Below are 20,188 nucleotides of genomic sequence, written 5' to 3'. Positions count from 1 at the left end.
GCAAGATTCGTACCAATTTTTTAACCATACAAAAAAAAGAGGCTGATATCACATCAGCCCCTGATCATTTCTATTGATATTAACGAGGGTCGATAACCAGCTGTGTTTCAGCATAAAAACTGCCGATTCCCAGACCGTTTACCACATCCCCTTTAATCGTGTATGTGCCTGCACGCGGAAGCGTTTTGCGCACCATGACGAGATCGAATTCAGACGCCCCTAACAAATCAAGAGTAAGCGGGAGCCTGACCGTTTTTCCATCGTTTAAAATCTGTGTTTCTTTCAGTGTTCTTCCATTCACAGAATCTCTTGTTGTCGCGTGGAATCCGTCAGGAAATTGAAACTCGACTGCTCCCAGAGAAAGCACTGCGTTTGGTTTATAAGTCACTTCAATATCTGAAGTCGTCCATTCTTTTGTACTGTTTACGGTTTTTGCCTCAATTGATGCAGACTGTGCATGCGCTTGGCCTGATGGAAGCAAGATTGATAGCAGGACAGCTGAACTGATGAAAAATGAAGATACGAATGAAGTTCTTTTTAACATGACATTTCCTCCTCAAATCACGGTTGGAATTTGGCCAGAGCGTCCTCTGCAGAAAAAGCGTTTTACCGTAACTCGCGAATTACCATTTCTTTTTCTTAAAAGTTAATCTATCACCATTTTCCATGGAAGTAAATGTTTTTTAAGGAATATTAACACTTTGAATGATGTAATAAATTCATCCTATTTACACAAGATTCTAATAGACTGTTTCTGATCCGTATCTAGTAAAATATGCGCCTGTTACCCCTGTCTTTTGTCCTGATATCAAAACAGGACAAAAAAAGTCGAAGATGCCTGATGATCTTCGATGGATAACTGCTCTATGATTTATTTAAATTCGGTATTCCAGTTAAAACCGATTGTCTCATCATTCCATGGGATTCTTTTTTCATCGGGCTGATCAGGGTTATACGAGGTTGTCGTAAAATAGATAATTGTCAGCGGCGTTTCGCCCAGCACTCTGTATCCGTGAGCGACGCCTTTTGGAATCAATAACAGCATCGGGTTATCTTCTCCCATATAATAGACATCGGTTTCTCCTTTTGTTTCTGAATCCTCCCGCAGGTCGTAAAGGACAACCTGAGCGTGGCCGGTCGGGAAAAACCAGAGATCGTCCTGCTTCTCGTGATAATGAAACGCTTTAATCACGCCCGGATAGCTTTTGGACCAAGACGCCTGCCCAAAATGCTCAAGAAGGTTCTCATCATCGCGAACCAGTTCGGCAAAAAAACCTCTGTCATCACAATGCTTTGTCAGTTTCTTAACCTTGACTCCTTCAATCACGCGCACTGCTCCTTTCCTGCAAAAATTCCCGTAAAGCTTCCCGCCAATGGCGCGGGCGTATGCCGGCTTCTTCAATGGCCCGGTGGCTCAGCACAGAGTAAGCCGGCCGGGGTGTCGGATTCCCGTATTCCTCTGTCGTCACGGGCGTAATCGTTGTGTTCAGCCCGCTTTCTTCCATAATGGCCTTTGCGAACTCATACCAGCTGCATATGCCTGAATTGCTGACATGGTAGATGCCCGGCGGATGATTGAACAGCTTGATGACCGCTTCCGCCAAATCCTTCGTATAGGTCGGCGAGCCGATTTGATCGTTCACAACCCGCAGCTCTTGTTTTGTTTCTGCGAGCTTCAGCATCGTATGAACAAAATTGCTGCCGCTTTGTCCATACAGCCACGATGTTCTGATGATCGTGCTGTCGGTTCTTGCTAACTGGATCAGCTCTTCTCCGAGTTTTTTGCTTTTACCGTAGATGGTGTTCGGGTCAAGGTGGCCGTCTTCCCTGTATGGCTGGGTCCCCTTCCCGTCAAATACATAATCCGTGCTGATATGAACATATTGCGCTCCGATGCGGGATGACTCCAGCGCTGTGTAATAAGCGCCAACTCCGTTGATCAAGTATGCTTTATCCAGCTCCGTCTCGCATTTGTCGACGGACGTAAACGCGGCGGTATTGACCACGATATCCGGCTGATAATGCCCGAACGAATGCCGTACAGAACGCTGATCGGCGATGTTCATCATCTGCTTTGTTAACGCAATGACCTCATATCCGGCTTGCTTCAGCTGGCGGCACAGCTCCAAGCCAAGCTGTCCGCCCGCACCGGTTACCAATACCTTTGTCAATCGGATCACCTTCTCATCGGTCATTGTCTGTATACCAGCGAATGGTGCGCGCAATGCCTTCTTCAAACGGCACTTCCTGCCGCCAGCCAAGCTCATTTTTCAGCTTTGACGCATTGATCGCGTAGCGCCGGTCATGCCCTTTTCGGTCTTCGACGTGAGCAAACAATTCCTCACAGCCCAAATGTTTCATGATGATACTCGCCAGCTCTTTATTCGTGCGTTCATTTCCGCCGCCGATATTATACACCTCACCGTCGGTTCCTTTTTCTAAAATAAGCTTGATGGCGCGGCAATGGTCCTCTGCAAAAAGCCAGTCTCTGATCTGAAGCCCGTCGCCGTAGAGCGGAACCGGCAAGCCTTGATTTGCATGGCGGATAATCGTTGGGATCATTTTTTCACTATGCTGATATGGGCCGTAATTGTTGCTGCAGCGTGTAATAATAGCCGGCAGTTTGTGTGTTTTCACATACGATAGAACAAGAAGGTCAGAGCTCGCTTTGCTCGCGGAATAAGGGTTGTTAGGAGAAAGCGGCGTTGTTTCCGTAAATGCGGGATCATTCGCTTCTAAATCCCCGTACACCTCGTCTGTTGAAATATGAATCAGCTTTTTGGCTTTTCCTTGTAAGACTGCCTCAGCCAGACGGTATGTGCCCATGACATTCGTTGTGATAAACGGCTCCGCTTGGGAGATGCTTCTGTCCACATGCGATTCCGCGGCGAAATGAATCACGGCGTCATAGGTCTCGTCAAACGCCCGGTCGATATCCTCCTGAATGCTGATATCCCCTTTTACAAACCGAAACCGGCTGTTTCCCTTTAGTTTTTCAATTTCCTGCGGGTGGCTGGCATACGTTAATTTATCTAGAACGGTAATGCGCGCATCCGTTTCCTTCAGCATGAGCTTTGTAAACGTGAGCCCTATGAATCCGGCCCCGCCTGTAATGATATATGATTTTGCCATAGCTATTCGTCCTGTCCTTTCTGTAAAGCCTGATGTACCAGCCGGGAGGCGAGATAAAGCGATTCGTGTGTTCCTGCATCGACCCACCAGCCCGATAACACATCATACGTAAGCTTGCTGTTTTCAATGTATAAATTATTTACATCAGTGATTTCCAGCTCGCCGCGCTTGGATGGTGATATTTGTTCAATATACGAAAACACTTCTGCATCATACATGTAAATGCCGGTTACACAAAGGTTGGTCGGCGGATGTGCAGGCTTTTCAATAATGGATCGAATGTGTTTGTTTTTCTCATCAATCTCAGCAATCCCAAAACGTTCTGGATCATCCACTTCTTTCAGAAGCACTTTCGCCCCTTTTCCCTGCTGTTGAAATCGCTCCGTATAAGGCTTTAATGAATCTTCGAATATATTATCACCTAATAATAAAATGAAAGGCTCCTTTCCGGTAAAGCGTTTTGCATATGATAACCCATCTGAAATTCCCGATGCGGCGGGCTGCACTTGATAAGTGACGGAGACGCCAAGCTCCTCCCCGCTTCCCAGCAGCTTATAAAACTGCGGCATGTGCTCTTTTTGGCTGATGAGTAAAATCTCTTTAATTCCGGCTTCCTCAAGCTTCATTATCGACCAGTAAATCATCGGATAAGGGCCTACAGGAAGCAAATGCTTGTTGACGGCTTTGGTTAAGGGCATAAGGCGTGAGCCGTTTCCTCCGGCTAAAATGACACCTTTCACATTAACACTTCCTTACGTGCATTTTTATATCTTATCATCAAGCAAATCATAAAGAATGGCTGATACCCGTTTCATTCCTTTTCCATCTACGAGCGGCCTTCCTCCCTCGTGCAGAGAAAGACGGAGAGGATAGCTGCTGAATATTTGAGACATATGATAAGCAAGCTTTTCGACGGATACATTCTCTCCCAGGCCGAGATCAAGAACGGCGCCATGTTCCGCAAATTTTGCAGCGGTTGCGGTTTGATGGGCAACCTGAGAAAGCACGAGGCACGGCACGCCGATACAGATCGCTTCATAAAGCGAGATGCCGCCGGCGACAATGGCTGCATCTGCTTGTTTCATAAACACAGCCATTTCATTTGTCTGCTCGATTAGTGCGTATTGGGGTTTGTTTTGAATCAATTTACGGACCGCCTCTTGATGCGGTGAAGCGCTGCCCATGATAAAAATCATTTTCTTGTCTTTCCTGTCCGGGAGCTGACCGGCCGCTGCTATCACTTTAAAAACAAGCTGCTTTGGATCGCTTCCTCCTAATGCAACAAGGATATTGCGGCAGTCTTCCTTAAGTGCGTAATCAGCTCTTGCAGCTTGAAAGGCAGGGTGGAGAATAAGATAATCCGGGCCTTCATAGACACGGGCGTTTCCCTGATCGTAAACCTTGCTTCTGACATCGCCGTAAATTCCGTTAATGACCGCATCACTTTGACCTATCGCTTTCTCATTTTTTTCTTCGAACAGAACGATTTTGGCATCTGTGCCTGCTTTTATTTTTGTTAATAAATCGACAGGTGCACCAAGGATATCGAATAAAAGCAGATCGAGCTTTTTATCGTTTATGTCCCGGAGAATACATTCATTTTGCTGAAGCTCCTGTTTTACGATGACCTGCCAGTACTCTTCTTGAAGAAATTGTTCAGACTCGTCATTTGTATAAAACGTAATGGAACAGCGGTGTTTGAGTTCTTCCGCAAGCCTTTTCATTCGAACGACGTGCCCCATTCCTTTCTCGAACCCGCCGTCTGCGAATATCCCGATATGCATGCTACTCAACCTCTTTTTGCTTTGTCATACCGTTCATCGCCGCCAGATCAGGGTGCTGGTTCAGCAGACTGATTAACTCTGCAGCCGAGACATCAGGGCGCTCGCCTGCTTTTTGATAGAGGGCTGAGACCAATTGATAGTCTTCCTCCGTATCGACGGTCAGCCGATATTGAGGAGCGCAGAGCTGTTCCGGAGCCTCTAAAAACTGCAAACGGTAAAGATGGGGATGTTTCCGGACATACAAGGTGACATGCTCTTGGTATTTATCCTCCAGCATTTTGATGCCGCTGATATCGAGCAAAAGCTTGGCGCTCACCGCTTCACCGCAAATGCCTAACGGCGTGTTCAGGATATACGTATAATCCGCACCTTGATCAAGATGAGCCGAAATCATCATATCGAGCAACTCTGGATCGACAAACGGATTATCCCCCGTTAAGCGGATGACGACTTCCGGTTTCGCAGCCTTTATGACTCGCGCAAATCTGTCGAGAACCCGTTCCTCACTGCCGCGGAAAACGCGAATGCCGTTCTTGATGCAGTGTGCCTCTAATACATCGTCGGCTTTTTTGTCAGATGTAGCGATGACAAGATTATCGCGCTCCTTTTGATAGAACGCGCTTTGCCGTACGCGCTGCACGAGAATATCGAGTAAATGCTCCGAGCCAAGCGGACGCAGTACTTTTCCAGGAAGGCGTTCCGATCCCATTCTCGCCTGCACGATAAAAAGTATGTCATCCATGGGACGGGCTGTCCTTCGTTAAAATATCTTCCCATGTAATGCCTGTGTCTGCCGGGATGTCCCTTACCGCACGCACGCCGCCGGTCAATAGCTCAAAAAATCTCGGGTGCAGCCCCTGAGGCTTTTGTCCGGGGCGGAGCACGGCAATATTGTCTTCACTGAAGGCATCCCCTTTTTGAATCGGAGCCGTTGTGAAAATTCCCCTATATGCAAATTTTCTGATTTCACCCTCAATGGCAGTTGTTGTTTTGTATGAACTGCCCAGCAGCTTTTCAGAAACTGGCTTCCTGATGCCTTGTTTCAGCTCGGCTTCTGTTTCCCTGATGGCCTTGACCATTTCCTTTAATTCATCCGGATTTAATGCAAATGAATGATCAGCCCCCGGCAGGTTTTTATCGATAGTAAAATGCTTTTCTATCAGTCTGGCGCCGAGCCGGACCGCGGCACATGGCGCTTCTGTCGGGTGCTCGCTATGATCCGAAAAACCGATGGGCGCATCCGGAAAAGCGGCGGCAAGCATCGGGATCACACTGAGGTTGCTGTATTCAGGCGGTGCAGGGTATTTCGCCACACAATGCATAATGGCAATTTCGTGGTTGCCCTCTGCTCTGATGGTGCGCCAAGCCTCATGAATATCAGCAATTTCCGCTCCGGCTGTCGAAAAAATCATCGGCCTGTTCATGCGGGCGACGTACTTGAGCAGCGGGAGATGGTTAATTTCATAGGATGCGATTTTAAAAGCACTTGGAGAAGTGGAAAGCAGCAGATCAGCTGAACCTTCATCACACACCGTGCTTAAAAAAATCACCTGTTTCTTGCGACAGTAGTCCAAAAGCGGATCAATCCACTCCGCGGGCAATTCCATGGACTGAACGAGAGAAAAAATTGATACATCATTGCCCGCAGCCGTTTTGTATAATCCAGGATCTTTCTGATACATCTTATCAGCCTGGAACATTTGAAATTTAACGGCATCTGCACCCGCTTCAGCCGCGGCATCAATCAGTGCAAAGGCCTGATCCAATTTTCCGTCATGATTAATTCCTGCCTCGGCAATGATAAAAACGGGAGCATCTTTGCCGACAGTTTTGTTCGCGATCTGAAAATCCGCCATTATTTCGCCTCCTTGCCCGGCCAAATGTGGTAATAGTAATATGATTGAACAGCGGTGAAGCCCATTCTTTCATATAGGCGGATCGCTCTGACATTATGAAGCTGCGTCCCCGCTGTTACCGTTTTATGCTTCAGCGTCTCCGGTTGTTCTATGAGATGCGCCAATAAATGAAACGCGATACGCTTGCCTTCATACCCCGGCTTCACAGCCATCAAATCAAGCACATACTCATCACCTTTTGATAAACCTTGCAGGTAGCCGATTATTTCCCCATTATATTTAGCGGCAATATTGATATCCGCTCTCCCCATCAGATTGTTTCGTGTCCACTCTTGAAAGATTTTGTTCGCCGCCTCACGGCTGAGATAAGGATCGTGAAAATATCTGCTTTTCGTAAATGCGTCGCTGGCTAACCGGCAAATCTCTTCGGTGTCTCCAGGCTCAGGCTGAACCAGTTCAAAAAATGGCGGCGTTTTTTCATATATAGACGGGGTCTTCGCCAGTTTAAGCAAACTGCCGACAAAATAAGAGGACGGCTGCTGCTGAATGACATGTACTGCTCCGATATCCTCTGCCGGTACACGCACAAACACAAAATCCGTTTCATCCGTTTGCCGAACAGAATAAAAGGCCTGAAATAGCTGTTTCAGCTGTCCTGTGCTGTTGGCCGCGAGAAGCTTTACGTTCATGACTTTTTTCTGAAGCATTTTGCTTTCCCAAAGGGCATCTTCATACAGCATCACGCCTTGAAGCTGGCTGTTTTCAAATAGGCCGAGCGAAAATTGATACGACCCGTCAAGTGTCATCTGTTTGTTTTGGAGAAATTCCATGATCGCCTCTTTGGAAACATTCTCTTTTATCGTATACACCTAACCAGCCCCTTTTGCGATGTCCCGCACGGCCTCTATCACGTCGTTGACATCTTCGTCAGACATTGATGGATACAGCGGGAGTGACAGGGTGCGTTTGTAATACTTCATGGCGAGCGGGTAGTCTGTTTCCTTAAACCCGAATTCCTTTTGATAATATGGATGAATATGCACTGGGATAAAATGAACACTGGTCCCGATATTGTATTCATCCTTTAGAGCCGTAATCATTTCATCCCGAGTGACGCCGGCCTGTTTTTCATCAACTTGCAGGACATATAAATGCCAGGCGTGCCGTCCTTCGTTGTGAACAAACGGCGTGATCAGCCCCGGGATTTGCTGAAAAGCGGCTTGATACTGACCTGCAATCTCTTCTCTCCGTTTTTGCATGTCATCCAGCCGTTTCAGCTGATGAAGCCCGAGCGCCGCCTGCAGATCAAACATGTTCATTTTGTAGCCGGGCGACTCGACCTCATAGTACCAGCTGCCATTTGAAGAATAACGGTTCCATGCGCCTTTGCTCATGCCGTGAAGGCTCAGAACCCTGATTTTGTCGGCAAGCTCCTCATCATCCGTCGTCAGCATGCCGCCTTCCCCTGTCGCCAGGTTTTTGGTCGCGTAGAAGCTGAATGCTGTCGCATCCCCGATGGAGCCGATCATTCTCTGCTTATAAGTGGTGTATACTGCGTGCGCCGCATCCTCAAGCACAAATAGACCGTGCGTTTGAGCAATGGCTAAAATTGCGTCCATGTCACAGGACTGCCCGCCAAAGTGGACCGGTACAATGGCTTTCGTCCGCGGTGTGACCGCCGTCTCAAGCTTTTCCGGATCAATGTTAAGCGTCTTTTCATCTATATCCGCAAACACCGCCGTTGCTCCGGTATGAATAATCGTATTGGCGGTTGAGCTGAACGTCAGTGGAGAGGTTATGACTTCATCACCCGGTCCGATCCCTTTTGCTTTTAAAGCCAAAAATAAAGCAGCGGTACATGAATTCAGTGCCACGGCGTGCTTAGCTCCGACAAACGCGGCAAACTCCTTTTCAAACTGCTGAACCTTCGGGCCTTTGGAAAGCCATCCGGATTCAAGCGTTTCTGTGACCTCCTGAATTTCTTCCTTTCCGATCAGCGGCAAGGAATAAGGAAGAAAATGATTTCTCTTTTGCACCATTTCTTTGCGCTCCTATCGTTTTATTCAGAATGATCCCGCCTGTAATCAACCCCTGTTTTTGCTTTCAGTTCCGAAAACAAGGCGAGCGTCGACTCAGTAACCGGGTAATTGAAAGCCGTAAATGACAGACGCGCCGCTTCTGCCTTCTGATACATGGCGGGATTTTGAAGAACCTCAATCAGGGTGCGCGCTAATTCCTCCGGTTTTTCAAATATAAAATCGCCAAGAGACTCGTAATACGGATACGTGCGGTTTCCGGTCGATTTCCCGATCAGTGCGGGCTTTTGAAACAGCATGGCCTCAAGGCCCACCGTTGAGGTTTGTGTCACAGCGGCGTCAGCATACGCCAGAATATCGTACAGATCCATCTCTTTTTTGATGACTCTGCATGCTTTATGTTTTTTTGCCGCCGCATGATACAGATCCAGCTTGTTTTTTCCGATTTCCCATGGGTGAGGTTTAATGATGATTTGCAGCTGTTTTTGCGTGGTAAGCTCCGCTAACACACTTGAATAAAATTCCTCGGAAAAGGGCTGTGTCGCGATCAAAACGATTTTTTTAGACGGGTGAAAGGCCAGCTTTCGATAAAATACTGACATGTCCATAGGTGTCCTGTTAAAGATTTCGTCAAAGCGGGGATGTCCCGTTATGAGAATCTGTTCTGGTTTGCAGCCTTTTTGCTGATACCAACCAGCTTCATATGCGCCAAAAACAGCCTGATAGGTTGTAAAAACGGGCAAGAAGGCTTCATCACCCATCAGCGCTCCATGCTGAAAGCAGATGCTCACGGCCCCCCTCCTTTCGCACATAAGAGCGAGCACCCTGCTGTAAATGTCTTCTGTCGTTCCTACAACAACGGCAGAAATGTTCTCTTTCTTGAATAAAGCATCTACTGTGTCAATGGCTTCCATGAACAAAGGAATATCCTTGAAAAGCCGTTCACGAAATGCTTGATCACCGAATGCCGGGTGGTCATCATAAGCCGAAAGAATTGAAAAAGCCTTTTCAAGATACGGCTTCGGATCGCCTTTTTCACATGAAGCAGCCACTTCAGGCTTGCTGATCACAGGCAAATCGCAATAATTTGGCATACTCCATCTTGCCAAAACAGCTGTTTTTTCAGGATCAAATTGGTAGTAATTAGCGTTTACAAAACGAAGGTGATCAAAATGCAAGATCACTTTTCCCTTAACAGGCGCGTCATTTGTTTTGGCAATGCTCTGTTTTTTCTCTTCAAAAAACGTCTGAATCTGACCTTCATCGATATGCTGATCCGCAGGCCCGAATAATTCCGGTTCTTCTTCCATCATCACTCTCAGATCAGGGCTGATGTATTGGTAAAAATTACTGATAAGCCCGAGCGGAATCCCCTTGTAGCGAAGCCTGTCAAAAAGCTCCGCATACTTCCGGTACAACACCCAATAATTGCTTAAATAGGCCGACAAACTCTCACCCCATTCCAAGCTTTTTTAATGATTCACGCAGTTCGCGGCAGTTGCGCTGCGGAGGAAGATTCCGAACGAACTCGTTTTTTTCTGACTCAAACAGCTGAAAATGAATGGATTGGTCTGTAATATAGTTCAGATCAAGCTCCTCGGCCAGCGGGTAAAACGGATAAAAATGATTGACTCTCCAAAAGAACCGGGCATCACCGATCCGGTAAAACGCCGGGCTTTCATCCCAATAAGAGCCAAACGCCTCCTTCACCTTCTCAAGCACCGAATACCTGTGCATCACCGAGCAATGGTCAATTGCGCACGGAGCGTTCCACGTTACTTGACTGGCGGGCCTGACAGTTTCTTTTATAATGTCTCGATTCTGGTTTAAGTGATAGGTTTTCGAGCTTGAGTAGATCACAGCCTTTTCCGGGTGATCATCGAGTTCACGCACCATCTTTAACAGCCGATCCGGCATATAGATGTTGTCATCCGTCGCATAGGTGATATATTCACCCTCTGCCATCTCAATCGCTTGATTGATCAGGGCCGCGTATCTCGTTTTTTCCGTTCTTTCCTTCACTCCAGATACATCGCTTTGATAGAAATGCACACGGTTATCATTCAAAAAGGGACGGATTTCATTCAGCGTCTCTTCATTTGAGTTGTCATCCATAATAAACAATTCAAAATCAGAAAAAGTTTGTGAGAGTATGCTTGAAATGGACTTTGCCACATAATCGCTTTTGTTATAACTCGTCATAATCACTGAAACTTTCGGCAAATCCTACACCTCCTTCTTGAATTTTCACACCTGAAACTAACGTTATCTTATGTTGCTTAAGCGCAAGTTGCGCTAGGAATACAGACCAATATGCGAAAAGATTGTGTACGTCCATTGAAAAAACAGTGATCGCCCAGAGAAATCGCACGCTCACTGTTCTTTTTTTCAGCATATTCCAAGCTTTGGCCTCATAAGGTGAAAGAGATAAAAATCGCACTAGCGACTAAGATCGTTTGTCATCGGAGGTGAGTCATCTCGGATCGTTTATTTATACATCCGGAACATGTTCTGAATGGTTTTCATAAAAAGGAGGAACGATATGAAACCGAAAAAAAATCAATATCAGCAAATGCAGGGATATGATATGCAGGGGTATTCGCCTCAATTCGGTCCAAATCCGTATCCGCAGCCGCAAGGGCAAGGCCCGCAAATGCAAGGCCCACAAATGCAGACTATGGGACAAATGCAGCAAATGCCCATGCAGCAGGGGCAGCAAGGCTTCGGATTCCCCACTCAGCAGCAAGGCCAGGGCGGCGGGTTTCAAATTCCATCGGGGCCGACGCCATCGGGCGGCCAAAACATTCCCGGCATGCTGCCTGTCGAGGAATCATATATCGAGAATATACTGCGCCTGAACAGGGGAAAAACGGCTACCATCTATATGACATTTGAAAACAGCAAAGAGTGGGGATCAAAGATTTTTCGCGGCGTCATCGAGGCTGCGGGCCGGGATCACATTATTATCAGTGATCCAAAGACAGGAACCCGCTATCTTCTGCTGACGATCTATCTTGATTACGTTACCTTTGATGAAGAAATTGCATATACGTACCCATACTCGATGTCATCCTATTCGCCAAGATAAAGAAAAAAAGCCAATCTCTCATATCATGAGGATTGGCTTTTTTATTTATAGATATTTGACGGCTGCGACAACGATCATGATCCAAGAAATAATGAACGCCACACCGCCGAGCGGCGTGATTGCCCCGAGAATGGAAATTTGCGTCACGCTGAGGATGTATAAGCTTCCGGAAAACAGCACAATCCCCGCAAACATCAGCCAGCCGGCTGTTGTGACGCTGCCGATGCCAGACAGTTTATCCGCAAGAAACGCGACAACAAAAAGCCCCAGCGCGTGATACATATGATACTGCACGCCTGTGTGCCAAACCTGAAGATATTTATCAGGAATTTTCCCTTCTAATCCGTGTGCGCCAAATGCCCCAAGGCCCACGGCAAGCATGGCATTAATAGCGCCTAATATGATAAATACTTTCATCTATTCTCTCCCGCCTTTTCGTTAAACTCATATCAATTATCATATCGCACCTGTATGAAAATTCAATGTTTGTTCTCTGATGACACGAGATTGTCGGATTTTCTCCTGCGCCAAAGCTGAAACTGATCCATCGCTATTGCAGCAAGCGTCCCTAAGACAAGCCCGTTGCTTAACAGAGAAATAAACACCGGATGCATATCCTTTAATGCACTTTCTGGCACAAACATAATGCCGACACCTGTAAGCAGTGAAATGCCGATCACAGCCCGCACTCTTTTCAGCTCTGATTTCTCATAGGAATCAAATTCAGTAAACGCCAAACCAACCATTGCCGAGAACACAACAAAGTTTACCGCGAATCCAACGGGTGACGGCAGACTCGCAAACGCATTCATAAAAAACGGAATCACGCTGATGAAAACGACCAGCATACTGCCGAGAACAAACGGCTTTTTAGAAGGCAGCTTTGTCGTTTCAATAAAACCCGCGGCTCCCGAAATCGGAACCGGTGCAATGGCTCCAGACAAACCGCTCAGCAAATGGCTGAATGCAGCCGCAAAACCGGCAGGGCGCTCATGCCGCTTACCATCTGGCTGTTTGCCGAATTTTTTCACCGCAATGTCCACAACCTTCATACTTGCCAGCATGTTAACGATCAGCAGGATCGTAATAAAAACCGAGGTGATGGCTAGGCCGCTGTTAAATAACGGGGCACCGAACGGAAACAGAGACGGCAGCTGAAACAGCCGATCCGGCATTTCGATCGGTTTCGCAACGCCCGCAGCCGCAAACAGCACCCATCCGCCGAAAAGGGCCAATAAAACAGAATATTGCTTTAAAAAAACGATATTAGAATTTGACATGATAAAAGCTGCGGCGACGACAACCAGCGCGAGGACAAATACAAGACCGTCCACGCTGTCTTTTAGATAGCCGATGCCGAGAAGCCCTTTTATTATCGGCTGGCTCAGCTGCATGACGAGCAGCAGCAAATAGACCCCTGTCACAACCGGAGTAAACAAGGCAGCAAGCCGATCAATGACCTTGAAGACACTTAACAAAAAGAAACATACAGCGCTTACAAGAAGCGCCCCCTGCAAGCCGCGCAATGTTTCGCCATATGTCGCAAACACCGTTCCGGTTAGGCCGCCGTAGATCGTATACACTCCCCACCACAAGCCGGCAGGGCTTTCATTTATAGGCAGCCGGTGTCCTTTCAAACACTGAATAACTGCGGCAATTCCCAATACAAAAAAAGTGCTTTGAATCAGCCGTGCAGAATCTGAATGATCCAGATGAAACGACTGGGCAACCGCCACCGGAACAACAATCGCCGCGGCAATCATAAACGCTGTCCATTGCAGAGCGCCAAGAACCAATTTCACGTAAGCTCAACCTTTCTGATTAAAAATCAAATAAAGACTCTCCGTTTCCATCCTCTTCTTGCTTATCTTTTTCCTGCTTCCGATATTTGTTTAATCCCGCGCTGCCCATCATCTTTTCCATCAGCAGCTGGTCTGTCGAAGGCGGCGCCGAAGGACTTGCCGTGACACTCGGCTGAATGCGCGGCGTGCTCCCCGTCTCCGGCTGATCCAGCACGACGTCGCACAAAGAACGAACGACCGCCACGTGACGCTTCAGCTCCTCATCACCTTCAGCCGTCTTTGCTTTCTTCAATTCCTCTTCCATCTTCTGAATCAAAGCGGATATATGAATGTTCATAAAAAATCCTCCAAAAATAAAATGTAGTCTCCCTGCATTTTATCAAATTCCCGCGGCAAACGCAGACAAGAGTTTGTTATTTTTTCTGACAAGCGCCTCGCATTTGACAAGCAGAAGACATTTTTCACATAATGAATCACCATGACCTGCAGGAAGGAGAGAGAATATGAACAGCATCCCCTCTATTGTCAGCAGCCATCAAGCATTTTTCGCGGCAGGGCATACGAAATCAATTGACTCAAGACTGGACGTCTTAAAGAAATTGAAACACACCATCAAAGCGTATGAAGCAGACATCACAGCCGCTCTCTATCAGGATCTTCACAAATCTGAACAAGAAGCATACTCAACGGAAATCGGCATCGTTCTGGAGGAAATCAGCTTTGTGATGAAACGGCTGAAAAAATGGGCCAAGCCGAAAAGAGTCAAAACGCCATTGACCCATATCGGTTCCAAAAGTGTCATTATCCCCGAGCCGTATGGCACCGTCTTGGTGATTGCGCCATGGAACTATCCCTTGCAGCTGGCGCTTTCTCCATTGATCGGAGCCATTGCGGCCGGAAACACGGTCGTTCTCAAACCCTCAGAATATACGCCAGCTGTTTCGGCTGTTCTTTCCGATCTCATCCGCGACGTTTTTCCGGATCATTATGTCGCTTTGGCGGAAGGCGGGCCGGACATCAGCACAGCTTTATTACAGCAGCCGTTCGACTACATATTTTTTACGGGAAGCGTCGCCATAGGAAAAGTTGTCATGGAAGCGGCGGCCAAACAATTAATTCCTGTCACCTTAGAGCTCGGAGGCAAAAGCCCCTGCATCGTGCATAAGGATGCTGACATCAAGCTTGCCGCCAAACGCATCGTCTTCGGGAAATTTACGAATGCGGGCCAAACCTGCATCGCACCGGATTATTTGCTCGTTCACGAAGACATCAAAACAGTGCTTGCGGAAGAAATGAAGCGTGTCATTGGCGAGTTTTACGGACCGCAGCCCGAACTGAATCCGGCTTATGGCAAAATCGTCAGTGAACGCCACTATCAGCGGCTGCTGAGCTTTCTGAAAGACGGCGTCGCGCTAAGCGGCGGCCAAGCAGATCACAGGCACCACAAAATAGCGCCGACCATTCTCGATCAAGTCACAGAAGATTCCCCTGTGATGCAAGAGGAAATTTTCGGGCCCATTCTTCCGCTGTTTACATATCGCGGCATCGATGAAGTCATTGAGAAAATCAAGTCGCGTCCCAAGCCGCTCGCCCTGTATGTGTTTACGAAAAACCAAACAACTGAACGAGAGGTATTAGAAAACCTGTCGTTTGGCGGCGGCTGTGTCAACGATACGTTAATGCATGCCGCGACACCGTATTTGCCATTCGGCGGCGTGGGAGAAAGCGGAATCGGCAGCTATCACGGATTTGACAGCTTTAATACATTTACGCATAAGAAAAGCGTCGTCAAGCAAACGAACCGCTTCGACTTCGCTTTCCGTTATCCATCCTCCAAAAACGGCTTGCGTTTGATTCGAAAAATACTCAAATAAAAAAGCGCAGGCCATCTGCGCTTTTTATAAATCCTTTATACACCAATCAATCGGAGCCTCCCCCATTTTCTCCAAGAAGGCATTTGCCCGTGAAAATGGCCTGCTGCCAAAAAATCCGTTTCTTGCTGAGAACGGGCTGGGATGCGTCGATTCAATAATAAAATGCTTGGACGTATCGATCCGTTCTTTCTTCATTTGGGCATGCCGGCCCCACAATATAAAGATGATCGGCCGCTCTCTTTCATTCAGCACGTCAATCATCCGGTCAGTCAGCCGCTCCCAGCCTTTTCCCTTATGGGAATTCGCCTGTCCGCGCCGCACCGTAAGCACGGTATTCAGCAAAAGAACCCCCTGCTTCGCCCAGCTGACGAGCGACCCGTGATTCGGTATGCTGCAGCCGATATCATCCTGAAGCTCGAGAAAGATATTTTTCAATGAAGGCGGCTGCTTCACGCCCGGCTTTACGGAGAAGCTTAAGCCTTGCGCCTGTCCAGGCCCGTGATACGGATCTTGGCCGAGAATGACCACCTTGACATCATCGTACGGCGTATAGTGCAGCGCATTAAAGATATCGCGGCTGTCCGGATAGACCGTCTCCTCCATGTATTCCCGCTTCAGCATTTCTCTCAGCTCTTGATAATACGGTTTTTCAAACTCTTCCTTCAGCTGTTCCCACCAGCTGTCCTGTAAAAGCTGTTTCAAGATGCAAACCTCCTTACGAACGATGAAGTCTGGAATAGACAGGTTTGCCATCCCAAACAATCTCACTTTGTGCTTCCCGCCTCTTCATCTCAGGCTCTTCAAGCAGGACGGCAAAGTTTTTCGTCGGCAGTTCCCCTAGTCCGTGCTTCTCGCTTAAACGATCCAAATATTGCTTCCTCTTGGCGCCAAGGTCTGCGGACTGATTGTCTCCCGCGTCACTGAATGCATATATCACACTGGCACAAGGCACACGCTTGACCCGGTAATCCTTCGCTGCACGCAAGTAAAAATCCCAGTCCCAATAATTATGCACATCAGCATCGAAATACCCGATCTCATCGTGCAGGAAACGTCTGTACATGCTGCCCGACGGCACGTAGGTCGAGAACACTCTCATATCCTCATAATCAGCGGTATACGCAAATAACTTCCGCGAAATCGGATATCTTGTCCCTTCTCTCTCTTCAAACGACACAATTTCGGCATCAGAATGAACGAAATCTGCCGTTTCCATTTCTTTCGCCATTCTTTCCAAATGGCCCGGCGTGAAGAAATCATCATCATCACAAAGCATGATACAGTCGCCTGACACCTCTTTGACACCCGCATTTCTCGCGGCCACATGGCCTGAGTTCTTCTCTAAATCAATCACAACAATCGGCAGCTCCGGATACAGTGCTTTGGCCCGCTCAACCGATTCCCCGGCATCATTGACAATAATGACTTCATACGGCTTCATAGTCTGCTGCGAAATCGACTCCAGCAGCTCGCACAAAGCCGGAATCCGATTATAGGTCACAATTACGATAGAAATCTTCATGATGCTCTCCTTCTCATTTTCATAGTCATGTACTATTAAAACATATATTGGACGGGAGATCAGTGGGAAGATCCTACCGAACTGTGAAATGGAAACTACAGAAACAGCAAAGTGACGCCTACCAGAAGCACCATAATCAGCATCAGATCTGCGCATACACGAACGACATCTTTCAGGCGGACGCCATTCGGCAGGACGAGATGCCACAGCTTCGATTGATAGACCGGCAGCAGCACCAATGCGTAAGAAAGGCACAAAAAAGTGAATGCCGGCGGAACAAAAGCACAGCCTGCATCGTCCCAATCCCTCACAATTTTAGAAACACTCGTTCCATCTGATAAGAACAAACCAATCAGCAAGGCCAGCAGAACAAAGGACCCCAATTGAACATCAAACAGACGCATGCGTTGGTAGCAAGCAAGCCTGAGCGCCCAAAACCAGCCTATAGAATAAAAGAATAATAGAAAAATGATTGCACCAGCAGTAAAAACAACATCTGGCAGCCTATCGAGCAAAAAAACAAGCGGTACGGACACAGCCATAACCAAAAGCATGGAGGCACCCACAAACAAAAATACAGCCACATGAATAACAAAACCATATAAACAAGAGCCGAGTCTCATGACAATCCCCCTTATTACATAGAAATTCTATGTATATATCTAAAAAATCAGGCAAGCTGGCGCCTGCCAAAATAACAGCCTATTCGTCCGCACGCCGGAAATAACAGCGTAGCACAAGCACACGCCCCTATAAACCAAGGTGTCAGCAAAGATTGAAACAGCGCAGCAGGAACGAGATCAAACAGAAAAACAAACATAAAAATAACGTTCGGCACCATGGAAATAAGAATCGTATGCAAAACAAGCCGTTCACCCCGTTGCCCGAACTCCCTGACGCCTTGGTACCCAATCAGCACCCAATAGAGAATATAAGCAGCTAAAATCAGCCACACAGAAACAGAAATGCCTTTCCACACTGCATGAACAAAGGGAGATTCTAACCATGCATGCAATGCCGTAATGGTAATACCTGCTGCAAATAAAGCACTATTGCAGAAAAGATGGAATAATAAAAACGTAAGAGCGGATACAGGCTGTTCTTTCTGAAAGGAAGACACAATCTCATCCGGTGTGCCAAATTCCCGAAGCAAACATTCCATGGCTTCCGCCTCATTCTTCCCCTCTTGAATGGAGTGAAACAAGTGGTGTTCAATATGGTTTTCGATCTCTTCGATCATCGCTTCACAATCAGAAACCCCTTTAAGCCCGTTTTTCACTTTATATAAATAAGTCTCTTTATCCATTCTGTCCGCCCCGCTTCAGCATTCGGTCCATCATGGCTGAAAACATGCTCCATTCCTTTGTGCGCTCTGCCAGGATCTCTCTGCCGTCTTCTGTAATCCGATAATACTTACGATCCGGGCCTTTCTCCTGCTTCTCCCAATAGGAAGAAATATATCCTTGCCGTTCAAGTTTATGAAGGGAAGGATACAATGTTCCCTCTTTCATCTGCAGTTCATGATCGCTGCGGCTTCCCATCTCTTTTACAAGCTCATAGCCATACATCGGCCTCTCACTCAGGAGCGTTAAAACCAATATCACGGTGCTGCCTTTAATCAGCTCACGATTTAACATGACAAAACCCCTACCTAGTTTTCTTATGTAGCATTTTACGAAATCACCCTGATATTGTCAATTGATTCCTATAAACCTTTCATATTGTGATAAGCAGAAAATCTAACTATAATGAGATATAAAACATTGATGGAGGTTCAACACATGTCTATGCATAAAGCACTCACGATTGCCGGCTCCGATTCCAGCGGCGGCGCGGGAATTCAAGCTGATTTAAAAACATTTCAAGAAAAAAACGTATACGGGATGACGGCCTTAACGGTGATCGTCGCGATGGACCCAAACAACAGCTGGGACCATCAAGTCTTTCCGATCGATCCTGACACGATTCGCGCCCAGCTCGCAACGATTGTAGACGGCATCGGTGTGGACGCCATGAAAACAGGAATGCTGCCAACCGTTGAAATTATTGAGCTTGCGGCGAAAACAATCAAGGAAAAACAACTGCAAAACGTCGTGATTGATCCGGTTATGGTTTGCAAAGGGGCAAATGAGGTCCTTTATCCAGAGCACGCGCAAGCCCTGCGTGAACAATTGGCACCGCTCGCTACCGTGATTACGCCAAATCTGTTCGAAGCCAGCCAGCTCAGCGGCATGGGCGAATTAAAAACGATTGAAGACATGAAAGAAGCGGCGAAAAAAATCCACGCCCTCGGTGCTCAATATGTTGTGATTACAGGCGGAGGCAAGCTGAAGCACGAAAAAGCTGTAGACGTTCTGTATGACGGAGAAACAGCGGAAGTCCTTGAAAGCGAAATGATTGATACGCCTTATACACATGGCGCCGGCTGTACGTTCTCCGCAGCGGTGACAGCAGAACTCGCAAAAGGTGCGGAAGTCAAAGAAGCGATTTACGCGGCGAAAGAATTTATTACTGCTGCGATTAAAGAGTCCTTCCCGCTGAATCAGTATGTCGGACCTACGAAGCATTCAGCATTGCGCCTGAATAAGCAATCATAAGCGTAACAGGCTGCCTTATTAAAGAGGCAGCCTGTTTTTATGTTCAATCTTATATATTGGGACGCTCTGTCGCATTCCATTTCACATCTTCGTAACCGTCCGCCTCAAAAATGTCTATATCACAAGAGTCTTCGTGCGTTTCATCTGCCGCTTCCATCCTTTTATTCGGTGCAAGAAAGTAGTGCTCTTTAGCAACAGAAAAAACTGCCGATCACATCGGCAGCCTGTTTATTTGGTTTTTAAATTGTTCGCAGATGACCTCAAAAATGTTTCTATCGACTGAACAAAAAGTGCATATTCCTTCATTTGTTCATATGCCCGTGAAAGGGTTTCTGCCGCTTCACTATGCGGCGATGTTCCCCTAAGCATTTTTTTCAGCTGAAGAAGCACATCCTTATATTCTTCCCGCTTATCCTCAACATGATCCGCAGCCTTTTCTAAACATTCCGGTGTTATCTTCTGTTCATGTATATTCAAGAAAACAACTCCTTTTACAG

At 47.1% G+C, this 20,188-nt stretch carries 24 protein-coding genes; 3 read left to right on the top strand and 21 right to left on the bottom strand.

The features are described 5' to 3' along the window. Window positions 1–79 precede the first annotated feature (79 nt). From bslB to spsA, 12 genes are all read right to left on the bottom strand, one after another. Window positions 80–544 carry a biofilm surface layer hydrophobin BslB gene (bslB, locus tag MTN95_RS10805; protein ID WP_202852788.1) on the bottom strand — a complete coding sequence of 155 codons (465 nt, stop codon included), beginning with the start codon at window positions 542–544 and terminating at the stop codon, window positions 80–82. A 327-nt stretch (window positions 545–871) separates the two neighbouring features. After that, window positions 872–1,327, bottom strand: coding sequence for a dTDP-4-dehydrorhamnose 3,5-epimerase family protein (locus MTN95_RS10800; protein WP_010332322.1), 456 nt, complete (start codon window positions 1,325–1,327; stop codon window positions 872–874). Beyond that, window positions 1,320–2,171 carry a dTDP-4-dehydrorhamnose reductase gene (gene rfbD, locus MTN95_RS10795; RefSeq protein WP_105954433.1) on the bottom strand — a complete coding sequence of 284 codons (852 nt, stop codon included), beginning with the start codon at window positions 2,169–2,171 and terminating at the stop codon, window positions 1,320–1,322. Before rfbD ends, MTN95_RS10800 begins: the two co-directional genes overlap by 8 nt. Before the next feature lie 13 nt (window positions 2,172–2,184). Next, window positions 2,185–3,132: a dTDP-glucose 4,6-dehydratase gene (gene rfbB, locus MTN95_RS10790; RefSeq protein WP_105954434.1), complete on the bottom strand. Its 948-nt coding sequence runs from the start codon at window positions 3,130–3,132 to the stop codon at window positions 2,185–2,187. Between the two features lie 2 nt (window positions 3,133–3,134). Next, window positions 3,135–3,872 carry a sugar phosphate nucleotidyltransferase gene (locus MTN95_RS10785; RefSeq protein WP_059292292.1) on the bottom strand — a complete coding sequence of 246 codons (738 nt, stop codon included), beginning with the start codon at window positions 3,870–3,872 and terminating at the stop codon, window positions 3,135–3,137. A 24-nt stretch (window positions 3,873–3,896) separates the two neighbouring features. Next, entirely contained in the window at window positions 3,897–4,916 is a 1,020-nt protein-coding gene (locus MTN95_RS10780) for a PseG/SpsG family protein (RefSeq protein ID WP_248338126.1), read from the bottom strand. 1 nt (window position 4,917) lies between these two features. Then, window positions 4,918–5,658, bottom strand: a complete 741-nt coding sequence (locus tag MTN95_RS10775; protein WP_024123261.1) for a cytidylyltransferase domain-containing protein — start codon at window positions 5,656–5,658, stop codon at window positions 4,918–4,920. Further along, on the bottom strand, window positions 5,651–6,772 hold the full coding sequence (locus tag MTN95_RS10770) for an N-acetylneuraminate synthase family protein (RefSeq protein WP_105990770.1): 1,122 nt from the start codon (window positions 6,770–6,772) through the stop codon (window positions 5,651–5,653). Before MTN95_RS10770 ends, MTN95_RS10775 begins: the two co-directional genes overlap by 8 nt. After that, window positions 6,772–7,641 carry a GNAT family N-acetyltransferase gene (locus MTN95_RS10765; protein WP_105990769.1) on the bottom strand — a complete coding sequence of 290 codons (870 nt, stop codon included), beginning with the start codon at window positions 7,639–7,641 and terminating at the stop codon, window positions 6,772–6,774. The genes MTN95_RS10770 and MTN95_RS10765 overlap by 1 nt, the downstream gene beginning before the upstream one ends. Further along, window positions 7,642–8,811 (bottom strand): DegT/DnrJ/EryC1/StrS family aminotransferase, encoded by a 1,170-nt coding sequence (locus MTN95_RS10760; RefSeq protein ID WP_248338123.1) that lies wholly within the window; start codon window positions 8,809–8,811, stop codon window positions 7,642–7,644. A 20-nt stretch (window positions 8,812–8,831) separates the two neighbouring features. Further along, the gene (locus MTN95_RS10755) at window positions 8,832–10,256 is read right to left on the bottom strand and encodes a CDP-glycerol glycerophosphotransferase family protein (protein WP_248338121.1); all 1,425 of its coding nucleotides are present in this window, start codon (window positions 10,254–10,256) and stop codon (window positions 8,832–8,834) included. A gap of 4 nt (window positions 10,257–10,260) precedes the next feature. Further along, window positions 10,261–11,031: a spore coat dTDP-glycosyltransferase SpsA gene (spsA, locus tag MTN95_RS10750; RefSeq protein WP_095712753.1), complete on the bottom strand. Its 771-nt coding sequence runs from the start codon at window positions 11,029–11,031 to the stop codon at window positions 10,261–10,263. 319 nt (window positions 11,032–11,350) lie between these two features. On the opposite strand from spsA, the gene gerQ reads away from it, so the two are divergent. After that, a complete protein-coding gene (gerQ, locus tag MTN95_RS10745) occupies window positions 11,351–11,896 on the top strand; it encodes a spore coat protein GerQ (protein WP_024123267.1) in 546 nt (181 codons plus the stop codon). 45 nt (window positions 11,897–11,941) lie between these two features. Here gerQ and MTN95_RS10740 read toward each other — a convergent pair whose 3' ends face one another. The 3 genes from MTN95_RS10740 to MTN95_RS10730 form a co-directional block, all read right to left on the bottom strand. Then, a complete protein-coding gene (locus MTN95_RS10740) occupies window positions 11,942–12,313 on the bottom strand; it encodes a DUF423 domain-containing protein (RefSeq protein ID WP_010332332.1) in 372 nt (123 codons plus the stop codon). 62 nt (window positions 12,314–12,375) lie between these two features. Further along, complete coding sequence (locus tag MTN95_RS10735) at window positions 12,376–13,698, bottom strand: purine/pyrimidine permease (protein WP_248338118.1); 1,323 nt, start codon at window positions 13,696–13,698, stop codon at window positions 12,376–12,378. Between the two features lie 19 nt (window positions 13,699–13,717). Then, window positions 13,718–14,035: a YwdI family protein gene (locus tag MTN95_RS10730; protein WP_095712750.1), complete on the bottom strand. Its 318-nt coding sequence runs from the start codon at window positions 14,033–14,035 to the stop codon at window positions 13,718–13,720. 166 nt (window positions 14,036–14,201) lie between these two features. Between MTN95_RS10730 and MTN95_RS10725 the strand changes: the two genes are divergently transcribed. Continuing rightward, the gene (locus MTN95_RS10725; RefSeq protein WP_248338115.1) at window positions 14,202–15,572 is read left to right on the top strand and encodes an aldehyde dehydrogenase; all 1,371 of its coding nucleotides are present in this window, start codon (window positions 14,202–14,204) and stop codon (window positions 15,570–15,572) included. 24 nt (window positions 15,573–15,596) lie between these two features. Here the strand turns inward: MTN95_RS10725 and MTN95_RS10720 are convergent, their stop codons facing one another. From MTN95_RS10720 to MTN95_RS10700, 5 genes are all read right to left on the bottom strand, one after another. Continuing rightward, a complete protein-coding gene (locus MTN95_RS10720) occupies window positions 15,597–16,274 on the bottom strand; it encodes a uracil-DNA glycosylase (RefSeq protein ID WP_024123272.1) in 678 nt (225 codons plus the stop codon). 13 nt (window positions 16,275–16,287) lie between these two features. Further along, window positions 16,288–17,094, bottom strand: a complete 807-nt coding sequence (locus tag MTN95_RS10715) for a glycosyltransferase family 2 protein (protein WP_127696363.1) — start codon at window positions 17,092–17,094, stop codon at window positions 16,288–16,290. 95 nt (window positions 17,095–17,189) lie between these two features. Then, window positions 17,190–17,717 (bottom strand): hypothetical protein, encoded by a 528-nt coding sequence (locus MTN95_RS10710; RefSeq protein ID WP_248338113.1) that lies wholly within the window; start codon window positions 17,715–17,717, stop codon window positions 17,190–17,192. A 47-nt stretch (window positions 17,718–17,764) separates the two neighbouring features. Continuing rightward, window positions 17,765–18,400, bottom strand: a complete 636-nt coding sequence (locus tag MTN95_RS10705) for a permease prefix domain 1-containing protein (RefSeq protein WP_248338111.1) — start codon at window positions 18,398–18,400, stop codon at window positions 17,765–17,767. Beyond that, window positions 18,393–18,731: a PadR family transcriptional regulator gene (locus tag MTN95_RS10700; RefSeq protein ID WP_095712745.1), complete on the bottom strand. Its 339-nt coding sequence runs from the start codon at window positions 18,729–18,731 to the stop codon at window positions 18,393–18,395. The genes MTN95_RS10705 and MTN95_RS10700 overlap by 8 nt, the downstream gene beginning before the upstream one ends. A 144-nt stretch (window positions 18,732–18,875) precedes the next feature. Between MTN95_RS10700 and MTN95_RS10695 the strand changes: the two genes are divergently transcribed. Next, window positions 18,876–19,691 carry a bifunctional hydroxymethylpyrimidine kinase/phosphomethylpyrimidine kinase gene (locus MTN95_RS10695; RefSeq protein ID WP_024123277.1) on the top strand — a complete coding sequence of 272 codons (816 nt, stop codon included), beginning with the start codon at window positions 18,876–18,878 and terminating at the stop codon, window positions 19,689–19,691. Between the two features lie 228 nt (window positions 19,692–19,919). On the opposite strand, the gene MTN95_RS10690 is transcribed toward MTN95_RS10695, so the two are convergent. Continuing rightward, on the bottom strand, window positions 19,920–20,168 hold the full coding sequence (locus MTN95_RS10690) for a hypothetical protein (protein ID WP_024123279.1): 249 nt from the start codon (window positions 20,166–20,168) through the stop codon (window positions 19,920–19,922). Between the last annotated feature and the right edge of the window lie 20 nt (window positions 20,169–20,188).

Source organism: Bacillus sp. 2CMS4F (genome assembly GCF_023161785.1).
In the GTDB taxonomy this organism is placed as follows: domain Bacteria; phylum Bacillota; class Bacilli; order Bacillales; family Bacillaceae; genus Bacillus; species Bacillus halotolerans.
The sequence above is the reverse complement of the archived record's forward strand: the minus strand, read 5'-3'. Positions and strand labels throughout refer to the sequence as shown.

Excerpts from the sequence above, each read along its gene's own strand:
- bslB (WP_202852788.1), bottom strand. The coding sequence starts at position 544 with ATGTTAAAAAGAACTTCATTCGTATCTTCATTTTTCATCAGTTCAGCT.
- rfbB (WP_105954434.1), bottom strand. The coding sequence starts at position 3,132 with ATGGCAAAATCATATATCATTACAGGCGGGGCCGGATTCATAGGGCTC.
- MTN95_RS10780 (WP_248338126.1), bottom strand. The coding sequence starts at position 4,916 with ATGCATATCGGGATATTCGCAGACGGCGGGTTCGAGAAAGGAATGGGG.
- MTN95_RS10775 (WP_024123261.1), bottom strand. The coding sequence starts at position 5,658 with ATGGATGACATACTTTTTATCGTGCAGGCGAGAATGGGATCGGAACGC.
- MTN95_RS10770 (WP_105990770.1), bottom strand. The coding sequence starts at position 6,772 with ATGGCGGATTTTCAGATCGCGAACAAAACTGTCGGCAAAGATGCTCCC.
- MTN95_RS10760 (WP_248338123.1), bottom strand. The coding sequence starts at position 8,811 with ATGGTGCAAAAGAGAAATCATTTTCTTCCTTATTCCTTGCCGCTGATC.
- gerQ (WP_024123267.1), top strand. The coding sequence starts at position 11,351 with ATGAAACCGAAAAAAAATCAATATCAGCAAATGCAGGGATATGATATG.
- MTN95_RS10740 (WP_010332332.1), bottom strand. The coding sequence starts at position 12,313 with ATGAAAGTATTTATCATATTAGGCGCTATTAATGCCATGCTTGCCGTG.
- MTN95_RS10730 (WP_095712750.1), bottom strand. The coding sequence starts at position 14,035 with ATGAACATTCATATATCCGCTTTGATTCAGAAGATGGAAGAGGAATTG.
- MTN95_RS10725 (WP_248338115.1), top strand. The coding sequence starts at position 14,202 with ATGAACAGCATCCCCTCTATTGTCAGCAGCCATCAAGCATTTTTCGCG.
- MTN95_RS10715 (WP_127696363.1), bottom strand. The coding sequence starts at position 17,094 with ATGAAGATTTCTATCGTAATTGTGACCTATAATCGGATTCCGGCTTTG.
- MTN95_RS10710 (WP_248338113.1), bottom strand. The coding sequence starts at position 17,717 with ATGAGACTCGGCTCTTGTTTATATGGTTTTGTTATTCATGTGGCTGTA.
- MTN95_RS10705 (WP_248338111.1), bottom strand. The coding sequence starts at position 18,400 with ATGGATAAAGAGACTTATTTATATAAAGTGAAAAACGGGCTTAAAGGG.
- MTN95_RS10700 (WP_095712745.1), bottom strand. The coding sequence starts at position 18,731 with ATGTTAAATCGTGAGCTGATTAAAGGCAGCACCGTGATATTGGTTTTA.
- MTN95_RS10695 (WP_024123277.1), top strand. The coding sequence starts at position 18,876 with ATGTCTATGCATAAAGCACTCACGATTGCCGGCTCCGATTCCAGCGGC.